The sequence below is a fragment of the Rathayibacter caricis DSM 15933 genome, assembly GCF_003044275.1.
Lineage (GTDB): Bacteria > Actinomycetota > Actinomycetes > Actinomycetales > Microbacteriaceae > Rathayibacter > Rathayibacter caricis.
Genome location: NZ_PZPL01000001.1, coordinates 1444221 through 1460918, shown reverse-complemented (window position 1 = coordinate 1460918; position 16698 = coordinate 1444221). Strand labels below are relative to the sequence as shown.

Here is a 16698-nt window from a genome sequence, read left to right as displayed (position 1 = left end):
GGATCGATCAGTTGCCGAGGGTGATGGCGGTCTCGTCGAAGAACTGCTGGACCGCCTCGTCGACGCTCACCGCACCCAGGCCCAGGCTCGTGCCCAGGTCGAGGAAGTTCGCCTCGATGGCGCCGTAGCCGGCGACCGGAGCGGCCGGGGCCTCTCCGATGCGGTCCGAGACCGACTCGAGGTAGTCCGAGACCTGCTTGTCCGGGCCCTCGAGGTTCGCGCCCTCGAGCTGGGCCGAGGAGGCGGGGATGCCGAGCGTGGCGCCGAAGATCTCGCCGACCTCGGGGCTGTTGATGAGGAAGTCGAGGAACGTGGCCGCGGCCTCGGGGTGCTCGGTGGCCGAGGAGATCGCCTGCATCAGGCCGACCTTCTGGTAGAGGTCCTGGGTGCCCTCGTCCGCGGTGGGCGGCGCGGTCATGACGATCTCGGAGGCTCCGGAGTCGCCGATGTAGCCGCCGAGGAAGTTGCTCCAGCTCATCTCGCTCGAGGCGATACCGGCGCCGAAGCCGGACTTGGGCAGCAGCTCCTGGAGGCGCGCGGCCGGCACGCCGGTCGTGGTGCGCATCTCGTCGCCCTGCTCCCAGAACGCCGCGAGGTCGTCCTCGGTGAAGCCGAGCTCGCCGTCCTCGGTGAACAGCTCCTTGCCGTCGGCGCGCAGCTGCAGCTCGAAGTTCTGGATGCGGCCGGTGTAGTCGGTGCCGCCGTAGACGGCGCCGCCGGTCTTCTCGGTGACGTCCGCGACGTAGGCCGCGTAGTCCTCCCAGCTGCCGCCGCCCGGGTAGGGCTCGAGGCCGTTCGCGGTGAGGAGGTCCTGGTTCTGGAAGATCGCCCAGGCGCTGTAGCCGGTGGGGATCGCGTAGGTCGCGCCGTCCAGCTCGCCGGTCGCGAGGAGGTCCTCCGAGATGGTGCTCTCGTCGACGACGCCGCCGAAGTACTCGCTGAGGTCGCCCAGCAGGCCGTTGTCGCCGTACTGGCGGAGGTAGGTGTAGTCGAACTGCATCACGTCGGGCAGCCCGCCGCCGGCGGCCTCGGTCTGGCGCTTCTCCCAGTAGCCGGGGTAGTCCGTGAAGGTGGAGTTGATCGTGATGTTCGGGTGCTCCTCCTCGAACAGCGCGATGGCCTGGTCGTATCGGGCGGCCCGGTCGTCGTTGCCCCAGAAGGTGTAGTCGAGCGTGATCTCCTCGTCGGGGTCGACGGTGGCGGAGCCGGAGGCACCCCCTCCGGAGCAGGCCGTCAGGCTGATCGCTGCGACGGCGGCGATCGCCGCGGCGGCGAGTCGTGTGCGCTTGGTGCTGAACATCATCGTCCTCTCGTGAACTTCCTCGTTCCAGTCCCGGAGCATTCGACCCGAACCTACTCGACATCTGTCGGGGGTTCGCGTCGGCATGTGAAACGTTCCGGGAAAGCGTTTGCCCTACGATAGGTTCGATATCGGATGGACGTCAAGTAGCGGATCCGCGGCACCGTCGCCGCACCGCGGAAGGAGACCCCGATGCCCCAGTTCGACCTGCCCCTCGAGCTCCTCGAGGAGTACGCGCCCGAACTCGCCGAGCCCGAGGGCTTCGCCGACTTCTGGCGGAGCACCGTCGCCGAGGCCCGCGCACTGGCCGACGAGCCCGTGTTCGAGCAGGTCGACGCCGGATTCACGCTGCTGGACACCTTCGACGTCACGTTCTCGGGCTGGGGCGGCCACCCGATCCGCGCCTGGCTGATCCTCCCCCGCGGCGTCGAGGGCCCCCTCCCCGCCCTCGTGAGCTACATCGGCTACGGCGGCGGGCGCGGGCACCTCACCGAGTGGACCACCATGAGCGCCGCGGGCTACGCCCACCTCGTGATGGACACCCGAGGCCAGGGCACCGGCCACCGCACCGGCGACACCCCGGACCCCGTCGGCAGCGGCCCGCACGCCAACGGATTCATGACCCAGGGCATCGCCTCGCCCGAGGAGTACTACTACCGCCGCGTCTTCACCGACGCGGTGCGCGCCCTCGACGTGCTGCGCGCGCACCCGGCCGTCGATCCGTCGCGCGTCGCGATCTCGGGCGGCAGCCAGGGCGGCGGGATCTGCCTCGCGGTCGCGGGCATCCTGGGGATGTTGGACGAGTCCTCGTCGGCGCAGGCCGCGATCATCGACGTGCCGTTCCTCAGCCACATGCGCCACGCCACGCGGATCATCGACACGATGCCGTACGGCGAGATCGTGAAGTACCTGCGGATCCACCGCGGCTCCGAGGAGCGCGTCTTCACGACCCTCGCCTACTTCGACGGCACGTCCTTCGCGCCGCACGCGCGGATCCCCGCGATGTTCTCGGTGGGCCTCCTCGACGACATCTGCCCGCCGTCGACCGTGTACGCCTCCTACAACCGCTACACGGGCCCGCGCGAGATGCGGATCTACCCGTACAACGGCCACGAGCAGGGCGAGGCGTTCCAGATCGCCGAGCACCTCGCGTTCCTGGCGCGGCAGCTGGGCTGAGGGGTCAGGGGGACGCCCGGAGCCGCATCGCCGCGCCGATCCGCTCCTCCAGATCGGAGAGCTCGAGGAGGACGTCGGTGGCGACCCACGCCTGATCGCGAGTCCTCTCGGTGAGCGGGAGGAGGACTCCCGCGTCGACGAGCTGCTTCACGGCGGAGCCGACGCTGGACGCCGCCCGACCGGTGATCGCCCGAGCGCGCGCAGTCGTCAGGACGGGATCGTCGAGGAGCGCGTCGAGCAGGAGCGCCGCGGAGCTCCCTGCGCGCGGAGCGACCTCCCGAGCCCAGAGACCGGGGAGCCGCTCGATCTGCTCGGCGGTGCGGCCCGCCTCCTCCGCCGCGACGAGACCCGCGGTCGCGAGCTCCCGGACGAACGGGGCGAGGGACCCCTGGCGGTACTCGTTCACCAGCGAGAAGTACCGCGAGCGCCGAGCCGCGAGCGCGGACGCGATCGGCACGACGACCACGGTCGTCAGACCCCGTCTGCGCAGGATCGCGGTGATCAGCGCCCGACCGATCCTCCCGTTCCCGTCGGTGAAGGGATGCACCGACTCGAACTGCGCGTGGGCGATCGCCGCCTGGACGATCGGGTCGACGTCGTCCCTGTTGGCGAAGGCGAGCAGATCCGTCATGTACTCGGGCACGGTCCCCGGAGGCGGAGGGACGTGGATCGCGTCCCGGGGCGAGTAGTCGCTCCCGCCGATCCAGTTCTGCATCGTCCGATAGGCGCCCGCGTACCGTCCGTCCATCGGGTCGTCCGCGAGGAGCGTCCTGTGCGCCGCGAGCAGGGCCTCCTCCTCGATCGTGCCGGAGAGGCCCGCGCGGTCGACCATGGTCGTGAGCGCCTCCGTCGCGGCCACCATCGACAGCGCGCCCGCGTTCGCACGACTCCCGACCGTCGCCCGCGCGTAGTCCTCCAGGGTCGCATCGACCCGCTCGATCCTCGACGACGAGACGGCCTCCGTGCGCAGCAGGAGCCGGCCGAGTGCTCCGAGCCGGTTCCCGTGCCGGGCGTCGAGACCGATGATCGCCCGACGCGCCGCGTCGAGCTCCTGCTGCAGGTCGACTCCGGCGTCCCAGGTCAGCCCGGCGAGGAGCGGCGGGAGCGAGACGACGACCTCGGACAGCGTCCTGTCCGCGCGCGATCCGGCACGAGCGGCCTGCCGCCACGGCCGCGTCTCGGATCGGTGCGGCGGCCACTCGGTCGTCGATGCCATGGACCTGCCCTCTCGCAACCCGAATCATCGCAGGAGATGATTCGGGTTGACTCTACAACCCGAATCATCTCTGGCGATGATTCGGGTTGCGGACGCGACACCGACGCCCGACACTCGTCGTTGTATGACGCCCCGCGTCGGGCACCCGCCGAGTCCTCCGGAGCGTCGGGCACTATCGTGCCCATGACCCGCCAGATCCGCTTCAACGCCTTCGACATGAACTGCGTCGCCCACCAGTCCTCCGGCATGTGGCGCCACCCCCAGGACCAGTCCTGGCGCTACAAGGACCTCTCGTACTGGACCGAGCTCGCGAAGCTCCTCGAGCGCGGCACCTTCGACGGCATCTTCATCGCCGACGTCCTCGGCACCTACGACGTGTACGGAGGCTCCAACGAGGCCGCCATCCGCCACGGCGCGCAGGTCCCCGTCAACGACCCGATCCTGCTCGTGTCGGCGATGGCCGCCGCGACCGAGCACCTCGGCTTCGGCATCACCGCCGGCACCGCCTACGAGCACCCGTACCCGTTCGCGCGCCGCATGTCGACGCTCGACCACCTGACCAAGGGCCGCGTCGGCTGGAACGTCGTCACCGGCTACCTGCCCAGCGCCGCGCGCAACATGGGCCACGAGGACCAGCTCGAGCACGACGACCGCTACGACGTGGCCGACGAGTACCTCGAGGTCCTCTACAAGCTGTGGGAGGGCTCGTGGGAGGACGACGCCGTCGTCCGCGACCGCGACTCCGGGGTCTTCACCGACCCGTCGAAGGTGCACGAGATCGGGCACCGCGGCAAGAACTTCACCGTGCCCGGCATCCACCTCTCGGAGCCGTCGCTGCAGCGCACCCCGGTGATCTACCAGGCCGGAGCGTCGCCGCGCGGGGTCCGCTTCGCGGCGGGCAACGCGGAGGCGATCTTCGTCGCGTCCTCGACGAAGGCCGGCCTGAAGGCCACCGTCTCGCGGATCCGCGACGCGCTGGAGGCCGCGGGCCGCGACCGCTACTCCGCCAAGATCTACACGCTGCTGACGATCATCACGGCCGAGACCAGCGAGGCCGCGCACGAGAAGCACCGCGACTTCCTCTCGTACACGAGCGAGGAGGGCGCGCTGGTGTTCATGTCGGGCTGGATGGGCATCGACCTCTCGCAGTACGACCTCGACGAGCCAATCGGCAATGTGAAGAGCAACGCGATCCAGTCGGCCGTCGCCAACTTCCAGGAGGCGAACGAGGACGGCAGCGAGTGGAAGGTCCGCGACATCGCCAAGCTCAGCGTCATCGGCGGCCTCGGCCCGTTCGTCGTCGGCTCGCCGACCGAGGTGGCCGACCACCTGCAGGAGTGGGTCGAGGAGACCGACGTCGACGGGTTCAACCTCGCCTACGCGATCACGCCGGGCACCTTCGAGGACGTGGTCGAGTTCATCGTCCCGGAGCTGCGGCGCCGCGGCGCGTACCCCGACGAGTACGTCGAGGGGAGCCTCCGCAACAAACTGCACGGGCGCGGCGACCGCCTGCCGTCCGAGCACCTGGGCGCGGGCTTCCGGTACCGGGCGGCGACCCCGGCCTGACCTCCGGGATCACCTCCGGCTCGCGAGAACCCGTTCGGCTCGCAGGATCACTCGATTCCTGCGAGCCGAACGGGTTCCTGCGAGCCGAACGTCCTCCCGAGCCCGGGACACCTCAGTCCGCGTCGCAGCGCAGCACTCCCGCGTCGACCCGCACAACCGCCGCACGCACGTGGCTGCGCCGCCGCGCCCGGTCGGCCGGCGCGTCGGCCAGCTCCGCGCCGTCCCACCCCGGATGGGTGAAGTACACGATCAGTGCCGACTCCGCGTCGAGCCCCACCACGTCCGCATGGCGCCCCACGACCGGCCGCTCCCCGAGCCGCTCCGGCGCCGTCAGGATCAGCCCCTGCCGCTCCCAGCCGCCGACCCCGTCGGGCGAGGAGTGCACGGCCAGCCCGCGCCACTCGTCGGTGATCATCCAGTACCGCCCGCCGAGCACGAACACTTTCGGCCCCTCGTGCGCCCGTCCGCCGATCGCGAGCCCCTCGACCCGCCACGACGCCGGATCGAACGGGTCGTCCGACACGGCCGCCCACGTCGTCGAATGCTGCTCCTCGTCCTTGTACCAGAGCCGCCAGCGGCCGTCGCCGCACCGGGCGATCGCCGCGTCGATGACCCGGTCCGAGCCGACGTCGATCGTGCCCAGGCGCGTCCACGAGACGAGGTCGTCGCTCGCGAACTGCACGAGGGACGCGCGCCCGGTCCAGTCCGAGCGCACGCCCTCGATCCAGCTGAGCGTCATCAGGTAGCGGCCGTCGATCCGCACGATGTCGGGCGCCCACTGCGTCGACGGGTCCGGGGCGCCGGCGGGATCGAGGCCGTCGACCGTGCCGAGGTACCGCCACGACGCGCCGTCCTTCGACTCCGCGACTCCGATGCGCGTGCCGTGCACCCACTCGACGCCGGGCAGGCCCAGGGCGGCCCGGCGCTGCGTGTAGAAGAGGCGCCACGAGCCGTCGGGCGCCTGCACGACGACGGGGTCGGTCGGGCCGTCGAGCAGCGGATCCTCGTAGGGCGAGCTGAGGGTGTCGCGGCGCAGCGCCGTCACCAGGCGGCCCCGATCGCCTCCGCCTCGAGCTCGCCGTCGGCGACGAGGACCTGCCAGCGCCAGCGCGCCGACTCGGCGGGCGGCAGGGTCCAGACCTCGTGGAAGAACGGCGCCGCGCACAGCATCGGCGTGCCCTCGCTCCGCACGAACCACGGAGTGGGCGCCACCGGGTTCTCGGGATCGGCGCGCATCGCGACGGTGACGCCCGCGCCGACCAGGGCGAGCCACTCCTCCGATCGGCCCATCGCCTCGGCGCTCTCGCCGCGCGGGGCGAGCACGCGGGCGCCCTCGAGGCGCGGCGCCGCGCGGAGGAACAGCCCGCCGTAGCCCGCTCCCGGGCGCCCGGCCGTGGTCGGCGAGCCGAAGCCGAGCGGACGGTCGGTCTGCGACGTCCACTCGCTCACGACCTCGAGCACCGTCGCGGTGGGCCCCTCGTGCACGGTCAGCCGGCGCTCCTCCTCGAGGAACCGGCGGCCCCCGGCGTCGTACCAGCCCACCCGCAGCCGCACGCCGTCGTGCTCCTCCGTCACCGACTCGACGAGCTGGGAGCCGTTGTTGTCGAGCTGGCGGTAGCCGTCGCCGGCGACCCAGGTGACGCCGCCCCAGAGGTTGATCTCGTCGGGCTCGTCGCCGATGCGGATGTTCGACACGGCGAGCGAGAGGCCGTGGTGCCAGTCGTGGTCGGCGGGGCGCAGATCCGAGACGACGACTCCGGAGGGGGTGCGCAGCGGATGGACGAACGGGCGCGGCGACTCGACGTGGCGCGGTGCGTCCTCGGCGAGCACGAGGACGCCGAGGCCCGCCGGCAGCTCCACGGCGCTCATCGGCGCTGGTCCCGCACGTCGGCGCGCATCGGACCGCGCAGTTCGGGATCCGCGAGCTCGTCGATCCGCACGGGGCCGCCGCGGGTGCTCGAGAGGTAGAGGGCGGCGACGATCTCGAGCGAGCGGGCCGGTCCGGAGGCGACGTCGGGCAGCGGGCCGCCCGTCGCGATCGCGTCGTACACGGCGTCGAGGTAGGGCGCGTGGCCGCTGGGCACGTCCTCGTCGTCGGGGAACACCCAGGCCTCCGCCTCCTCCGGCGCGACCTCGCGCGACGGGGTGATGCGCCAGTGGGTGCGACCGTGGCCGTAGAGGTGCTCGACCTCGATCGTGGCGCGCTCGGTATCGAGGCGGATCGCGCTGACCTCGCGCGGCGAGACGGCCGACGTGAGCACCGACGCGACAGCTCCCGAGGCGAAGCGGAGCACGCCGGTCGAGACGTCCTCGGTCTCGATGTCGCGCGCCTCGCGCCAGGCCTGACCGGTCACCTCGACGACGTCGCCGACGAGGTGCGCGAGCAGGTCGATCTGGTGGATGCCGTGGCCGAGGGTGGTGCCGCCGCCCTCCGACTCCCAGGTGCCGCGCCAGGGCACGGCGAAGTAGGCGGGGTCGCGGTACCAGAGGGTGTCGCAGCGGGCGACGAGCACGCGGCCGAGCGCTCCGGAGTCGAGCAGCCGCTTCACGTGCGCGGCGGCGGTGCCCGTGCGCTGCTGGAAGACCACGGCGAGGAGGCGACCGGCGGCGTCGGCCGCGGCGGTCATCCGATCGACCTCGGCGAGCGAGAGGGCCGGCGGCTTCTCGACGACGACGTGCGCGCCCCGGGCGAAGGCGGCCTCGGCCTGGGCGGCGTGCACAGCGGGCGGGGTGCAGAGGTGCACGACGTCGACCTCGGGCAGGTCGTCGATGCTCGTGCCGTGCGCGGGGATGCCGTAGCGCTCGGCGAACTCGGCGGCGCGGACCGGGTCGGTGTCGACGGCGGCGACGAGGCGCACGTCGGCGCGGGTGGCGAGGGCCTGCGCGTGGAGGTGGGCGACCGCGCCCGTCCCGACGAGGGCGGCGCGGAGGAGGGGGGCGGCGGTCATGGCGTCCTTGCGGCGATCGACGGTGATGCGGAGTCCTGATGCTACCCGGGTCGGGTCCCTTCTGGAAAGCGCTTGCCCGTCTCCTGGCGCTGCCTCTGTGTTCCCAATCGAGGGCAGGAGCGGCCGGAACGGCGGTTCGGGCCGCTCCTCGCCGATCCGACCTCGGTTGCTGACGGACTCAGCCTCCGAACGCCTCCGTATACAGCGCCTCGAGCTCGGGCGAGTCCTCGCCGCTCAGCCCGCAGGTCGAGATCACGCCGTCGCGGGTGGCGAGCAGGTAGGTCTCGCCCTCGGCGAACTGCAGAGGCTCGCCATCGATCGCCGTGCCGCCGCCCTGGGGGGCGGTGACCGTATCGCCGACCTCGCCGTGCAGCACGTCGAGAACAGACAGGGTCACGACGTCCCCGTCGATGCCGGTCACCTCGGCGCGGAAGGCGGTGTCGGAGTCGGCGATCGCCTCGGCGGTCACCACCGCGCACATCGCGCTGAGGCCGCTGCCGGCCGGCGGCTGGTCGAGGCGGGTCGGCGCGGAGCCGGGCCCGAGCGCCAGGGTCAGCGCGACGGCTGCAGCGGCGAGTCCGCCGGCGAGGGCGCCGAGTCCGGCGAAGAGGGGCGCCCGGCGGCGGGCGGTCGTGCGGGCGGGATTCTGGGTCATGGCGTCCTCCACGAGTCGGGCGAGCTGGTCGTCGCGCAGGGGCGCGAGCGACGAGGCGGGGTCGGCGGCGCGGATCAGCCGGCGCAGCTCGTGCGCATCAGGATCGGTCATCGTCCGCTCCCCTCCTCTTCTCCTGCATGTCCGGCGGCGCCGCCGGTCTTACTCCAGAGAGCCGCGAATCTCGCGCGGGCCCGGTGCAGCCGCACCGAGACGGCACCCGGAGTCGCCCCGAGCACGTCCGCGATCTCGCGGGGTGCGAGCTCCTCCCAGACTGAGAGCCGCAGCAGCTCGGCGTCGGCGGGCTTCATCTGCGCGAGCACCCGCGAGACGGCGTCGGCGACGTCGTCGTCGATACCGGACCCGGTCTCGCGCGGCGGATCGACGACCAGGATGCGGTGCGCCAGCCTGTCCTGCCGTCGGCGGCCGCGCTCGGCGTTGGCGAGCTGCAGGCGGGCGACTCCGATCGCCCAGGCGATCTCCTCCTCCGGCACGGCGTCGATCCTGCGCCAGAGCACGATCATCGTCTCGGACAGGACGTCGTCGGCCGTGGCGGCGTCGGTCCGCCGCAGGAGGTAGCGGCGCACCGGATCCGCGGTCCGGGCGACCAGCGCCTCGAACCGCTCTCGTCGCTCGTCGGCGGGAGGCATCTGCACAGTCTTCCCTGTCCGGCTCGGCCGCGATCCTTACCGGAGTCGCGAACGCCTCCCCTCTCCGCTGGTCGAGTAGCCCCGCAGGGGCGTATCGAGACCCAGCCGGCCCAGAAGAAGCCCCCGTCGGCGGCGGATCTCGATACGCCCGCTCCGCGCGCTACTCGATCAGCAAGCAGGAGAAGGAAGCGCCCCTCTTCCGCTGGTCGAGTAGCCCCGCAGGGGCGTATCGAGACCCACATCCCCCAGAAGCCCCCGTCGGCGGCGGATCTCGATACGCCCACGGAGCGGGCTGCTCGATCAGCAAGAAAGGGGGGGCGGACGCACGAGCACCCCGCCGCAGTGCGCGACGGGGTGCTCGGAGTGCGTGGAGACGGGGCTCAGCTCTCGAAGGTGGCGTCGAGGGTGATCTCGACTCCGGTCAGCGCCTTCGAGACCGGGCAGGTGGCCTTGGCCTCGTCGGCGGCCTTCAGGAACGCGGCCTCGTCGATACCGGAGACCTCTCCGCTGACGACGAGGTGGATGCCGGTCAGCTTGAAGCCGCCCGCGGAGTCCGGGCCGAGCGAGACGTCGGCGCGGACGTCGAGCGCCTCGACGGTGCCGCCGGCCTGGCCGAGCACGGCCGAGAACTGCATGGCGTAGCAGGCCGAGTGGGCGGCGCCGAGGAGCTCCTCGGGGCTGGTCGCGCCGTTGGCGTCGTCGGCGGCGCGCTTCGGGAACGAGACGTCGTAGGTGCCGAGCTTCGAGCTCGAGAGCTCGACCTGGCCCTCGCCGGTCTCGAGCGAGCCGTTCCAGGCGGTGCGTGCAGAACGAGTGGGCATGGTTCCTCCTCAAGCAGACGGGGAGAGCAGTAGAACGATCGTTCTCCCCTGAGACTCCGAGCCTACGGGGAACGCACGTTCTCCTGCAACCACCCCTCGGGATGCACAGCGAGATGCCGGTTCGGGACGCCCACCCCGGCGTGTGGCGGACCTGAGCGGCGTCTCGCGGATCAGTGCAGGACCTTCAGCCCGATCACGCACGCGACGATGCCGAACACCAGCAGCGTGCGCATGAGCGAGAAGCCCTCGCCGCCGAAGAACATGCCGTACAGCACGGTCAGCGAGGCGCCGATCCCGACCCAGATCGCGTAGGCGGTGCCGGTGGGCAGCTCGCGCATCGCGTACGCGAGCCCGGCCATGCTGGCCACGACCGCGACGCCGAACACGACGGTCGGCCCGACGCGGGTGAATCCCTCCGACTTGCCGAGCGCGGTGGCCCACACGGCTTCGAGGACTCCCGAGACGACGAGGACGATCCAGGACATGACGACTCCTACCGAGTCAGTCCTGTCGCTGTCCGGGTACTGCTCCCTCGTCCGGTCGCCGTCATCGGCTGTCCCCCATTCTGGCAAGCCTCGCTGAGCGGACCGTGTGCAGTCAGCGCGGCTGCGCGGGGTTCGTCGGCACCCCGTGCGACGGCGGATTGATCGGCGGCCCGGACGTCGCGGGCGACACCGGCGACCCGGTGGATCCCTGCGACGTCTCGGGCAGCGACTCCGGAACGCGGCCGGCGGGCTCGGCGCCCTCGCGCAGCTGAGCGAGTCGCGAGCGGAGGATCGTGGTGATCGGCGCGCGGTCCCCGTGCGCCTCCTCGTAGCTCACCAGGGCGACGACGCCCTCCTCGTCCAGGGGGCGGATGCGCTCGGCGATCGTGCCGAGCGGGATGTCGTTCCAGTCGGGCAGCGGCAGGTCCTCGCGGGAGGGTTCGGTCGACATGGTGCTCCTTCCGTTCGCCTCCATCCCAGCGGTTCCGGCCACCGGGCCCCAGGGGCTTGACCGCTGCTCAGGAACCGAGCCGTCCCGTCAGCCGCCGGTGGAAGCCGGTGCTGCGCTCGTCGAGCCCTTCGATCGACACGGTCGCGCCGTGGTCGCGGTACTTCGTCTCGATCGAGTCGAGCGCCGCGACGGTCGAGGCGTCCCAGATCTGCGCGTGCCGGAGGTCGACCACCACGTGCGCGGGGTCGTCGGCGTAGGCGAAGCGGTCGACCAGGTCGTTGCTGCTGCCGAAGAAGAGGGGCCCGGTGACGTCGTACCGCACCGACTCCCCATCCTCGGCGAGGATCCGCTCGACCGCGATCACGTGGGCGACCCGGCGCGCGAACAGGACCATCGCCAGCACCACCCCCACCAGCACGCCGAGCGCGAGGTTGCCGGTCGCGACCACGACGACCACGGTGACGACCATCACCAGCGTCTCGGGCAGCGGCATCCGCCGCAGCGTCGACGGACGGAGGCTGTGCCAGTCGACCGTCGTGATCGCCACGATCATCATCACCGCGGCGAGCGCCACCATCGGGATCCGCCCCATCAGCGAGCTCAGCCCGGTCACGAGCGCCAGGAGGAACACGCCGGCGACGACGGTGGAGAGGCGGGTGCGCGCGCGTCCGGTCTTCACGTTCAGCACGGTCTGCCCGATCATCGCGCAGCCCGCGATGCCGCCGTAGAAGCCCGCGAGGATGTTCGAGACGCCCAGCGCCCACGACTCGCGGCCCTTGTGCGACGGGGTGTCCGTCATCTCGTCGACGAGCTTCGCCGTCAGCAGCGTCTCCATCAGCCCGACGAACGCCACGCTCAGCGCGGTCGGCAGGATCAGCTGCAGCGTCTCGAGCGTCAGCGGCACGAGGAACGGGGTGATCCCGGGCAGCTGCCCGGTCAGCGGACCCTCGTCGGCGACGTCCGGCACGACGAGTCCGGCGACGATCACGGCGGTGGTCACGACGACGATCGCGACGAGCGGAGCCGGCACCGCCTTCGTGAAGCGCGGCAGCACCAGGATGATCGCGAGCGTCACGGCGAAGAGCACGTACGCGACCCACGGCACACCGATCACGTGCGGCACCTGCGCGACGAAGATCAGGATCCCGAGCGCGTTGACGAAGCCGATCATCACCGAGCGCGGGATGAACCGCATCAGCCGGGCCAGGCCTGCGAGGCCGAACACGATCTGGATCACTCCGGCCAGGATCACCGTCGGCAGCACGTACTGCACCCCGTGCTCGCTCACGAGCGGGGCGATGACGAGCGCGACGGATCCGGCGGCCGCCGTGATCACTCCGGGCCGGCCGCCGAGGATCGACATGGTGAGCGCGAGCACGATCGACGAGACCAGGCTGACCATCGGATCCACACCCGCGACGACCGAGAACGAGATCACCTCGGGCACGAGGGCGAGTGTGGTCACCATGCCGGCGAGGACCTCGCGCGACAGCTGCCGCGGCGAGCGCAGCGCGTCGAGCACGGTGATGACCCGGTGCACGGGCTGGGGGCGGGCGGGAACGGCCATGGGGTGGCTCCGGGGCGGGTCGGCTCTGTCGAGCGGCTGTCGAGGGAGGAGCGCCACATTGCGCCGGGACCGCTCCGGCCGTGCCGGAGAATGGGGGCGGGGAGCGGATCGACAGCAAACCTACCGCAACGTGAGGTTTGCGGACACCCCGAGCGAGCGGAGCAGTGCGTGACGGACGAGCGGACGGCCGAGGAGGTCGAGGCGACCCTGCGCATCGGCGAGCTCGCCGACCGCTCCTCGATGTCGCTGCGCACCCTCCGCCACTACGACGAGGTCGGGCTGCTGAAGCCGAGCGGACGCACGGTCGGCGGGTTCCGCCTCTACACCGAGCGCGACGTCGACCGGCTGCTCCTCATCCGCCGGATGAAGCCGCTCGGCTTCTCGCTCGACGCGATGGCCGAGCTGCTGAGCGTCGTCGACAGCCCCGAGAGCGCCGGCACCGCGGAGGAGGCGGCCGCGATCCGCACGCGCCTGGACGCGTTCGTCGCCGATGCCGCCGCGCGCCGCGCGAAGCTCGAGGAGCAGCTCGCGATGGCGGACGAGTTCCTGGCACTGCTGCGCGCGCGGTAGGTCGACGCCATCACCGGGAGGGTGGATCTCGACACGCCCGCTGCGCGGGCTACTCGATCAGCAAGCTCCCCCGCTGGTCGAGTAGCCGCGCAGCGGCGTATCGAGACCCGCCACCGCCCGGAGACCGGGATCTCGATACGCCCTCTCCGAGGGCTACTCGATCAGCAAGCTCCCCCGCTGGTCGAGTAGCCGCGCAGCGGCGTATCGAGACCGACGTCATCAGGAGGGGGTGGATCTCGATACGCCCGCTGCGCGGGCTGCTCGATCAGCAGAGACGGGCCGCCGCGCGGGCTGCTCGATCAGCAGAAGCGCCGACCCGTCAGCGGGACGCGCGCGGGGGCGCCGAGCTCTCGCGGACGATCAGCTCGGGGCGCTCCGACGAGAAGGTGGCGCCCCCGCCGTCCTCCATCGCGCGCAGCAGCAGGCCGAAACCGCGGCGGCCGAGGCCTGCGAAGTCCTGGCGCACCGTCGTCAGCGCGGGGGTCCACATCCGCGCGAGGGGATGGTCGTCGAAGCCGACCACGCTCACGTCCTCCGGGACGCGCAGCCCCGCCTCCGTGAGCCCCTTGATGACCCCCATCGCGATCTCGTCGTTGCCGCAGAACACCGCCGTGACCTCGGGATCCTCCGCGAGCCGGTGCGCCAGTGCGCGCCCCGACTCCGGCTCCCAGGTCGCCTCGAGCGGAGTCGGCGCCACGGCGACGCCCGCCTCCTTCAGCGCCCGGCGCCATCCCGTGGTCCGGCCGTCCTCGCGGCGCGACGGCGGCACGCGCACGTGGTGCACGGTCCGGTGGCCGAGCTCGAGCAGGTGCTCGGTCAGCGCCTGGGCCGCGTGCAGCTCGTCGAGCACGGCCTGCGGGATCCCCCGCCCGCGCACGCCCGACAGCGCGACGACCGGCACTCCGGGCGGCAGCGCCGCGACCATGGCGACGCCGGGCGGGTCGAACTTCAGCACCGCGATGCCGTCGGGGCTCTGGCTCAGCACGAGCGAGAGCGCCTTCTCGATGTCGTCCGGGTCGGCCGACTCGATGACCGTGATGGTGACGGTCCAGCCGCCGGCGCGCGCCTCCTCCTCGATGCCGCGGATCGCCTCGGCGTAGCCGTACTGCGAGGTGTTGCCGGCGACGACCGCGATCGTGCGGGAGCGGCGGGTGACGAGGGTGCGCGCGGCGGCGCTGGGGCGGTAGTTCAGCTCGGCGATCGCGGCGAGCACGCGCTCGCGCTTGTCGGGAGCCACCTTCGCGGCACCCGTGAGCACCCGCGAGACCGTGGGCACCGAGACTCCCGCGAGCGCCGCGACGTCGGCGATGACCGGGGCTTTCGCCGCCCTGTCCCGCTTCATGTCGTCTCGCTTCCGTCCTCGGCCGTCGCGCTGGTGCAGGGCGAGCCACGAGGGGGCGGAGGCGATCGGCGCCGCGTCGGTCTCGGAGGCGCTCACTTCACCGCGCCGCTCGTGATGCCCGAGATGATCTTGCGCTGGGCGAAGACGAACACCAGGAGGAGGGGCAGGCTCATCAGGATGATATAGGAGAAGATCAGGTGCCAGTTCTGGAGGTAGAGCCCCGCGCTGGCCACCTGGTAGAGGTTCAGCGGCAGGGTGTCGAGCCGGCCGCCGACCACGAACAGCGCGTAGAAGACGTCGTTCCAGATGTACAGGCAGATGAGGATCGTCGCCGTCGCGAGCACGGGCATCAGCAGCGGCAGGATGATCGTGAAGAACACCCGGAACGGTCGCGCCCCGTCGACCCGGGCCGCCTCCTCGAGTTCCGCCGGGATCGTCCGGACGAAGCCGGTGACGAAGAAGATCACCGTCGAGAGGTACATCCCCATGTACACGCCGACCATGCCGACGGCGGTGCCGGCGAGTCCGAGCTGGCGCAGCAGGAGCACCACGGTCACGACGGCCGGCGGCAGGACGATGCCGCTGATCGCGAGGGCGTAGACGAGGGCCATCCCCCGCCCTGTGCGGCGGCCCAGGATCCACGCGGCCATCGAACCGAGCACGAGCACTCCCAGCACCGACGGCACCATGACGAGCACGCTGCCGAGGAACGCCTGCACCATCCGCCCGTCGGTGAAGACGGTGGCGAAGTTCTCGAACAGCTGCCACTGCGACGGAGCCGCGAGGTTCGGGTTCAGCGCCTCGGCCTGGGTCTTGCCCGCGGTGCTGACGATGAGCCAGAACGGGACGCCCAGGAGCAGGACGACGGCCGCGAGCGCGGCGGTGGGCTGCGCGAGGCGGGCGAGCGTCCGCGAGGCGGACGGGCGGTTCCGGACGGGGGTGGGAGCAGGTGCGGGGTTCCGCGCCGGAGCGAGCTTCTCGACCATGGTGCTCACAGCACGTCCTCTCGACGGCGCAGGATGCGGATGACGGGGAAGGCCAGGAGGGCGACGGTGACGAAGAGGATGAGGCTCATCGTGGTCGCCTGGGCGAACAGGCCCTGGCCGAAGGTGCGGAAGATGAAGATGTTGAGCAGCTCGGTCGTGCCGCCCGGGCCGCCCTCGGTGGTCGCCTGCACGATGTCGAAGCCGTTCATCGATCCGAGCAGCGACGTCGCCACGTTGAAGGTCAGCGCCGGCGCGATCAGCGGGAAGCGGATGTCGCGGAACGTCTGCCACCACGAGGATCCGTCGAGGCGCGCGGCCTCGAGCACGTCGCCGCTGATCGTCTTGAGGCCCGCCAGGTAGATCAGCATCGAGAGGCCCATCCACTTCCACGAGTGGATGAGGGCGACGACGACGATCGTCCACGTGGTGTCGCCGAGCCACGCGGTCGACACCGTCTGTCCGGTCACGAACGAGAGGATCCCGTTGAGCGCGCCGTCGGGCTTCAGCAGCGCCTGGAACACGTAGCCGACGGCGAGCGCCGACATGATCACCGGGATGAAGAACATCACCCGGGCGAAGCGGTTGACCCGCGTGTCCTTCTCGAAGAGCAGCGCCAGGATCAGCCCGAACAGGTTCTGGAACACCGCGACGAGCACCGCGTAGACCAGTGTCACCCGCAGCGCCTGGATCAGCGTGCCGCTCTGGAACAGGTCGACGAAGTTCGAGATCCCGACGAAGCCGATGGCCGACTTGAAGCTCGACCAGTCGGTGAACGCGTAGACGAAGTTGAAGAGCGTCGGCACGAAGAAGAACACGACCAGCACGACGAGGGCCGGCACGAGGAAGACCAGCGGATGATCGGACCGGCGACCGCGGGGCGACCCGTCGGACTTCAGGGCGCGGGCGAGGACGCGGGGAGGCGCGGCTGCTCGGGTGGTGGACACGCGGTCACTGCCTTTCGATGGGGA

Annotated in this window: 17 protein-coding genes and 1 riboswitch; of the genes, 3 read left to right on the top strand and 14 right to left on the bottom strand. The window is 71.5% G+C overall.

Features of this window, described 5'->3' with window-relative positions; genetic code table 11:
* Positions 1-7: 7 nt before the first annotated feature.
* Entirely contained in the window at positions 8-1303 is a 1296-nt protein-coding gene (locus tag C1I63_RS06720; protein WP_244906996.1) for an ABC transporter substrate-binding protein, read from the bottom strand.
* 189 nt (positions 1304-1492) lie between these two features.
* Here C1I63_RS06720 and C1I63_RS06715 point away from each other — a divergent pair, with 189 nt between their 5' ends.
* Positions 1493-2476: an acetylxylan esterase gene (locus C1I63_RS06715; RefSeq protein WP_107574259.1), complete on the top strand. Its 984-nt coding sequence runs from the start codon at positions 1493-1495 to the stop codon at positions 2474-2476.
* Between the two features lie 4 nt (positions 2477-2480).
* Here C1I63_RS06715 and C1I63_RS06710 read toward each other — a convergent pair whose 3' ends face one another.
* Complete coding sequence (locus C1I63_RS06710) at positions 2481-3692, bottom strand: Fic family protein (RefSeq protein ID WP_107574258.1); 1212 nt, start codon at positions 3690-3692, stop codon at positions 2481-2483.
* 183 nt (positions 3693-3875) lie between these two features.
* Between C1I63_RS06710 and C1I63_RS06705 the strand changes: the two genes are divergently transcribed.
* Positions 3876-5258 carry an LLM class flavin-dependent oxidoreductase gene (locus C1I63_RS06705; RefSeq protein ID WP_107574257.1) on the top strand — a complete coding sequence of 461 codons (1383 nt, stop codon included), beginning with the start codon at positions 3876-3878 and terminating at the stop codon, positions 5256-5258.
* A 112-nt stretch (positions 5259-5370) separates the two neighbouring features.
* Here C1I63_RS06705 and C1I63_RS06700 read toward each other — a convergent pair whose 3' ends face one another.
* The 9 genes from C1I63_RS06700 to C1I63_RS06660 all read right to left on the bottom strand — a co-directional run bounded on the left by C1I63_RS06700 (position 5371) and on the right by C1I63_RS06660 (position 12832).
* On the bottom strand, positions 5371-6303 hold the full coding sequence (locus C1I63_RS06700; RefSeq protein ID WP_107574256.1) for a family 43 glycosylhydrolase: 933 nt from the start codon (positions 6301-6303) through the stop codon (positions 5371-5373).
* Positions 6300-7127 (bottom strand): DUF6807 domain-containing protein, encoded by an 828-nt coding sequence (locus C1I63_RS06695; protein ID WP_107574255.1) that lies wholly within the window; start codon positions 7125-7127, stop codon positions 6300-6302. Before C1I63_RS06695 ends, C1I63_RS06700 begins: the two co-directional genes overlap by 4 nt.
* The gene (locus C1I63_RS06690) at positions 7124-8206 is read right to left on the bottom strand and encodes a Gfo/Idh/MocA family protein (RefSeq protein ID WP_107574254.1); all 1083 of its coding nucleotides are present in this window, start codon (positions 8204-8206) and stop codon (positions 7124-7126) included. The genes C1I63_RS06695 and C1I63_RS06690 overlap by 4 nt, the downstream gene beginning before the upstream one ends.
* A gap of 178 nt (positions 8207-8384) precedes the next feature.
* Complete coding sequence (locus C1I63_RS06685) at positions 8385-8972, bottom strand: hypothetical protein (RefSeq protein WP_107574253.1); 588 nt, start codon at positions 8970-8972, stop codon at positions 8385-8387.
* Entirely contained in the window at positions 8969-9508 is a 540-nt protein-coding gene (locus tag C1I63_RS06680; protein WP_107574252.1) for an RNA polymerase sigma factor, read from the bottom strand. Before C1I63_RS06680 ends, C1I63_RS06685 begins: the two co-directional genes overlap by 4 nt.
* A gap of 380 nt (positions 9509-9888) precedes the next feature.
* On the bottom strand, positions 9889-10329 hold the full coding sequence (locus tag C1I63_RS06675; RefSeq protein WP_077222948.1) for an OsmC family peroxiredoxin: 441 nt from the start codon (positions 10327-10329) through the stop codon (positions 9889-9891).
* 170 nt (positions 10330-10499) lie between these two features.
* Positions 10500-10814 (bottom strand): DMT family transporter, encoded by a 315-nt coding sequence (locus C1I63_RS06670; protein WP_107574251.1) that lies wholly within the window; start codon positions 10812-10814, stop codon positions 10500-10502.
* A gap of 10 nt (positions 10815-10824) precedes the next feature.
* A riboswitch (guanidine-III (ykkC-III) riboswitch) is annotated at positions 10825-10888 on the bottom strand.
* A 38-nt stretch (positions 10889-10926) separates the two neighbouring features.
* The gene (locus C1I63_RS06665) at positions 10927-11265 is read right to left on the bottom strand and encodes a DUF8129 domain-containing protein (RefSeq protein ID WP_107574250.1); all 339 of its coding nucleotides are present in this window, start codon (positions 11263-11265) and stop codon (positions 10927-10929) included.
* Positions 11266-11332: 67 nt separating this feature from the next.
* Positions 11333-12832: a SulP family inorganic anion transporter gene (locus C1I63_RS06660; RefSeq protein ID WP_107574249.1), complete on the bottom strand. Its 1500-nt coding sequence runs from the start codon at positions 12830-12832 to the stop codon at positions 11333-11335.
* 168 nt (positions 12833-13000) lie between these two features.
* On the opposite strand from C1I63_RS06660, the gene C1I63_RS06655 reads away from it, so the two are divergent.
* The gene (locus C1I63_RS06655) at positions 13001-13402 is read left to right on the top strand and encodes a MerR family transcriptional regulator (RefSeq protein ID WP_244906995.1); all 402 of its coding nucleotides are present in this window, start codon (positions 13001-13003) and stop codon (positions 13400-13402) included.
* Positions 13403-13721: 319 nt separating this feature from the next.
* Here C1I63_RS06655 and C1I63_RS06650 read toward each other — a convergent pair whose 3' ends face one another.
* The 3 genes from C1I63_RS06650 to C1I63_RS06640 are packed head-to-tail and all read right to left on the bottom strand — an operon-like array spanning position 13722 to position 16674.
* A complete protein-coding gene (locus C1I63_RS06650) occupies positions 13722-14840 on the bottom strand; it encodes a LacI family DNA-binding transcriptional regulator (protein WP_244906994.1) in 1119 nt (372 codons plus the stop codon).
* A complete protein-coding gene (locus tag C1I63_RS06645; protein ID WP_107575758.1) occupies positions 14837-15730 on the bottom strand; it encodes a carbohydrate ABC transporter permease in 894 nt (297 codons plus the stop codon). Before C1I63_RS06645 ends, C1I63_RS06650 begins: the two co-directional genes overlap by 4 nt.
* Before the next feature lie 5 nt (positions 15731-15735).
* Positions 15736-16674 (bottom strand): carbohydrate ABC transporter permease, encoded by a 939-nt coding sequence (locus C1I63_RS06640; RefSeq protein WP_243591437.1) that lies wholly within the window; start codon positions 16672-16674, stop codon positions 15736-15738.
* Positions 16675-16698 lie beyond the last annotated feature (24 nt).

Bases quoted from the DNA above. Each gene is read 5' to 3' on its own strand.
- C1I63_RS06645 (WP_107575758.1), bottom strand. From the start codon at position 15,730: ATGGTCGAGAAGCTCGCTCCGGCGCGGAACCCCGCACCTGCTCCCACC.
- C1I63_RS06680 (WP_107574252.1), bottom strand. From the start codon at position 9,508: ATGCCTCCCGCCGACGAGCGACGAGAGCGGTTCGAGGCGCTGGTCGCC.
- C1I63_RS06695 (WP_107574255.1), bottom strand. From the start codon at position 7,127: ATGAGCGCCGTGGAGCTGCCGGCGGGCCTCGGCGTCCTCGTGCTCGCC.
- C1I63_RS06690 (WP_107574254.1), bottom strand. From the start codon at position 8,206: ATGACCGCCGCCCCCCTCCTCCGCGCCGCCCTCGTCGGGACGGGCGCG.
- C1I63_RS06705 (WP_107574257.1), top strand. From the start codon at position 3,876: ATGACCCGCCAGATCCGCTTCAACGCCTTCGACATGAACTGCGTCGCC.
- C1I63_RS06685 (WP_107574253.1), bottom strand. From the start codon at position 8,972: ATGACCGATCCTGATGCGCACGAGCTGCGCCGGCTGATCCGCGCCGCC.
- C1I63_RS06715 (WP_107574259.1), top strand. From the start codon at position 1,493: ATGCCCCAGTTCGACCTGCCCCTCGAGCTCCTCGAGGAGTACGCGCCC.
- C1I63_RS06670 (WP_107574251.1), bottom strand. From the start codon at position 10,814: ATGTCCTGGATCGTCCTCGTCGTCTCGGGAGTCCTCGAAGCCGTGTGG.
- C1I63_RS06665 (WP_107574250.1), bottom strand. From the start codon at position 11,265: ATGTCGACCGAACCCTCCCGCGAGGACCTGCCGCTGCCCGACTGGAAC.
- C1I63_RS06660 (WP_107574249.1), bottom strand. From the start codon at position 12,832: ATGGCCGTTCCCGCCCGCCCCCAGCCCGTGCACCGGGTCATCACCGTG.
- C1I63_RS06675 (WP_077222948.1), bottom strand. From the start codon at position 10,329: ATGCCCACTCGTTCTGCACGCACCGCCTGGAACGGCTCGCTCGAGACC.
- C1I63_RS06710 (WP_107574258.1), bottom strand. From the start codon at position 3,692: ATGGCATCGACGACCGAGTGGCCGCCGCACCGATCCGAGACGCGGCCG.
- C1I63_RS06720 (WP_244906996.1), bottom strand. From the start codon at position 1,303: ATGATGTTCAGCACCAAGCGCACACGACTCGCCGCCGCGGCGATCGCC.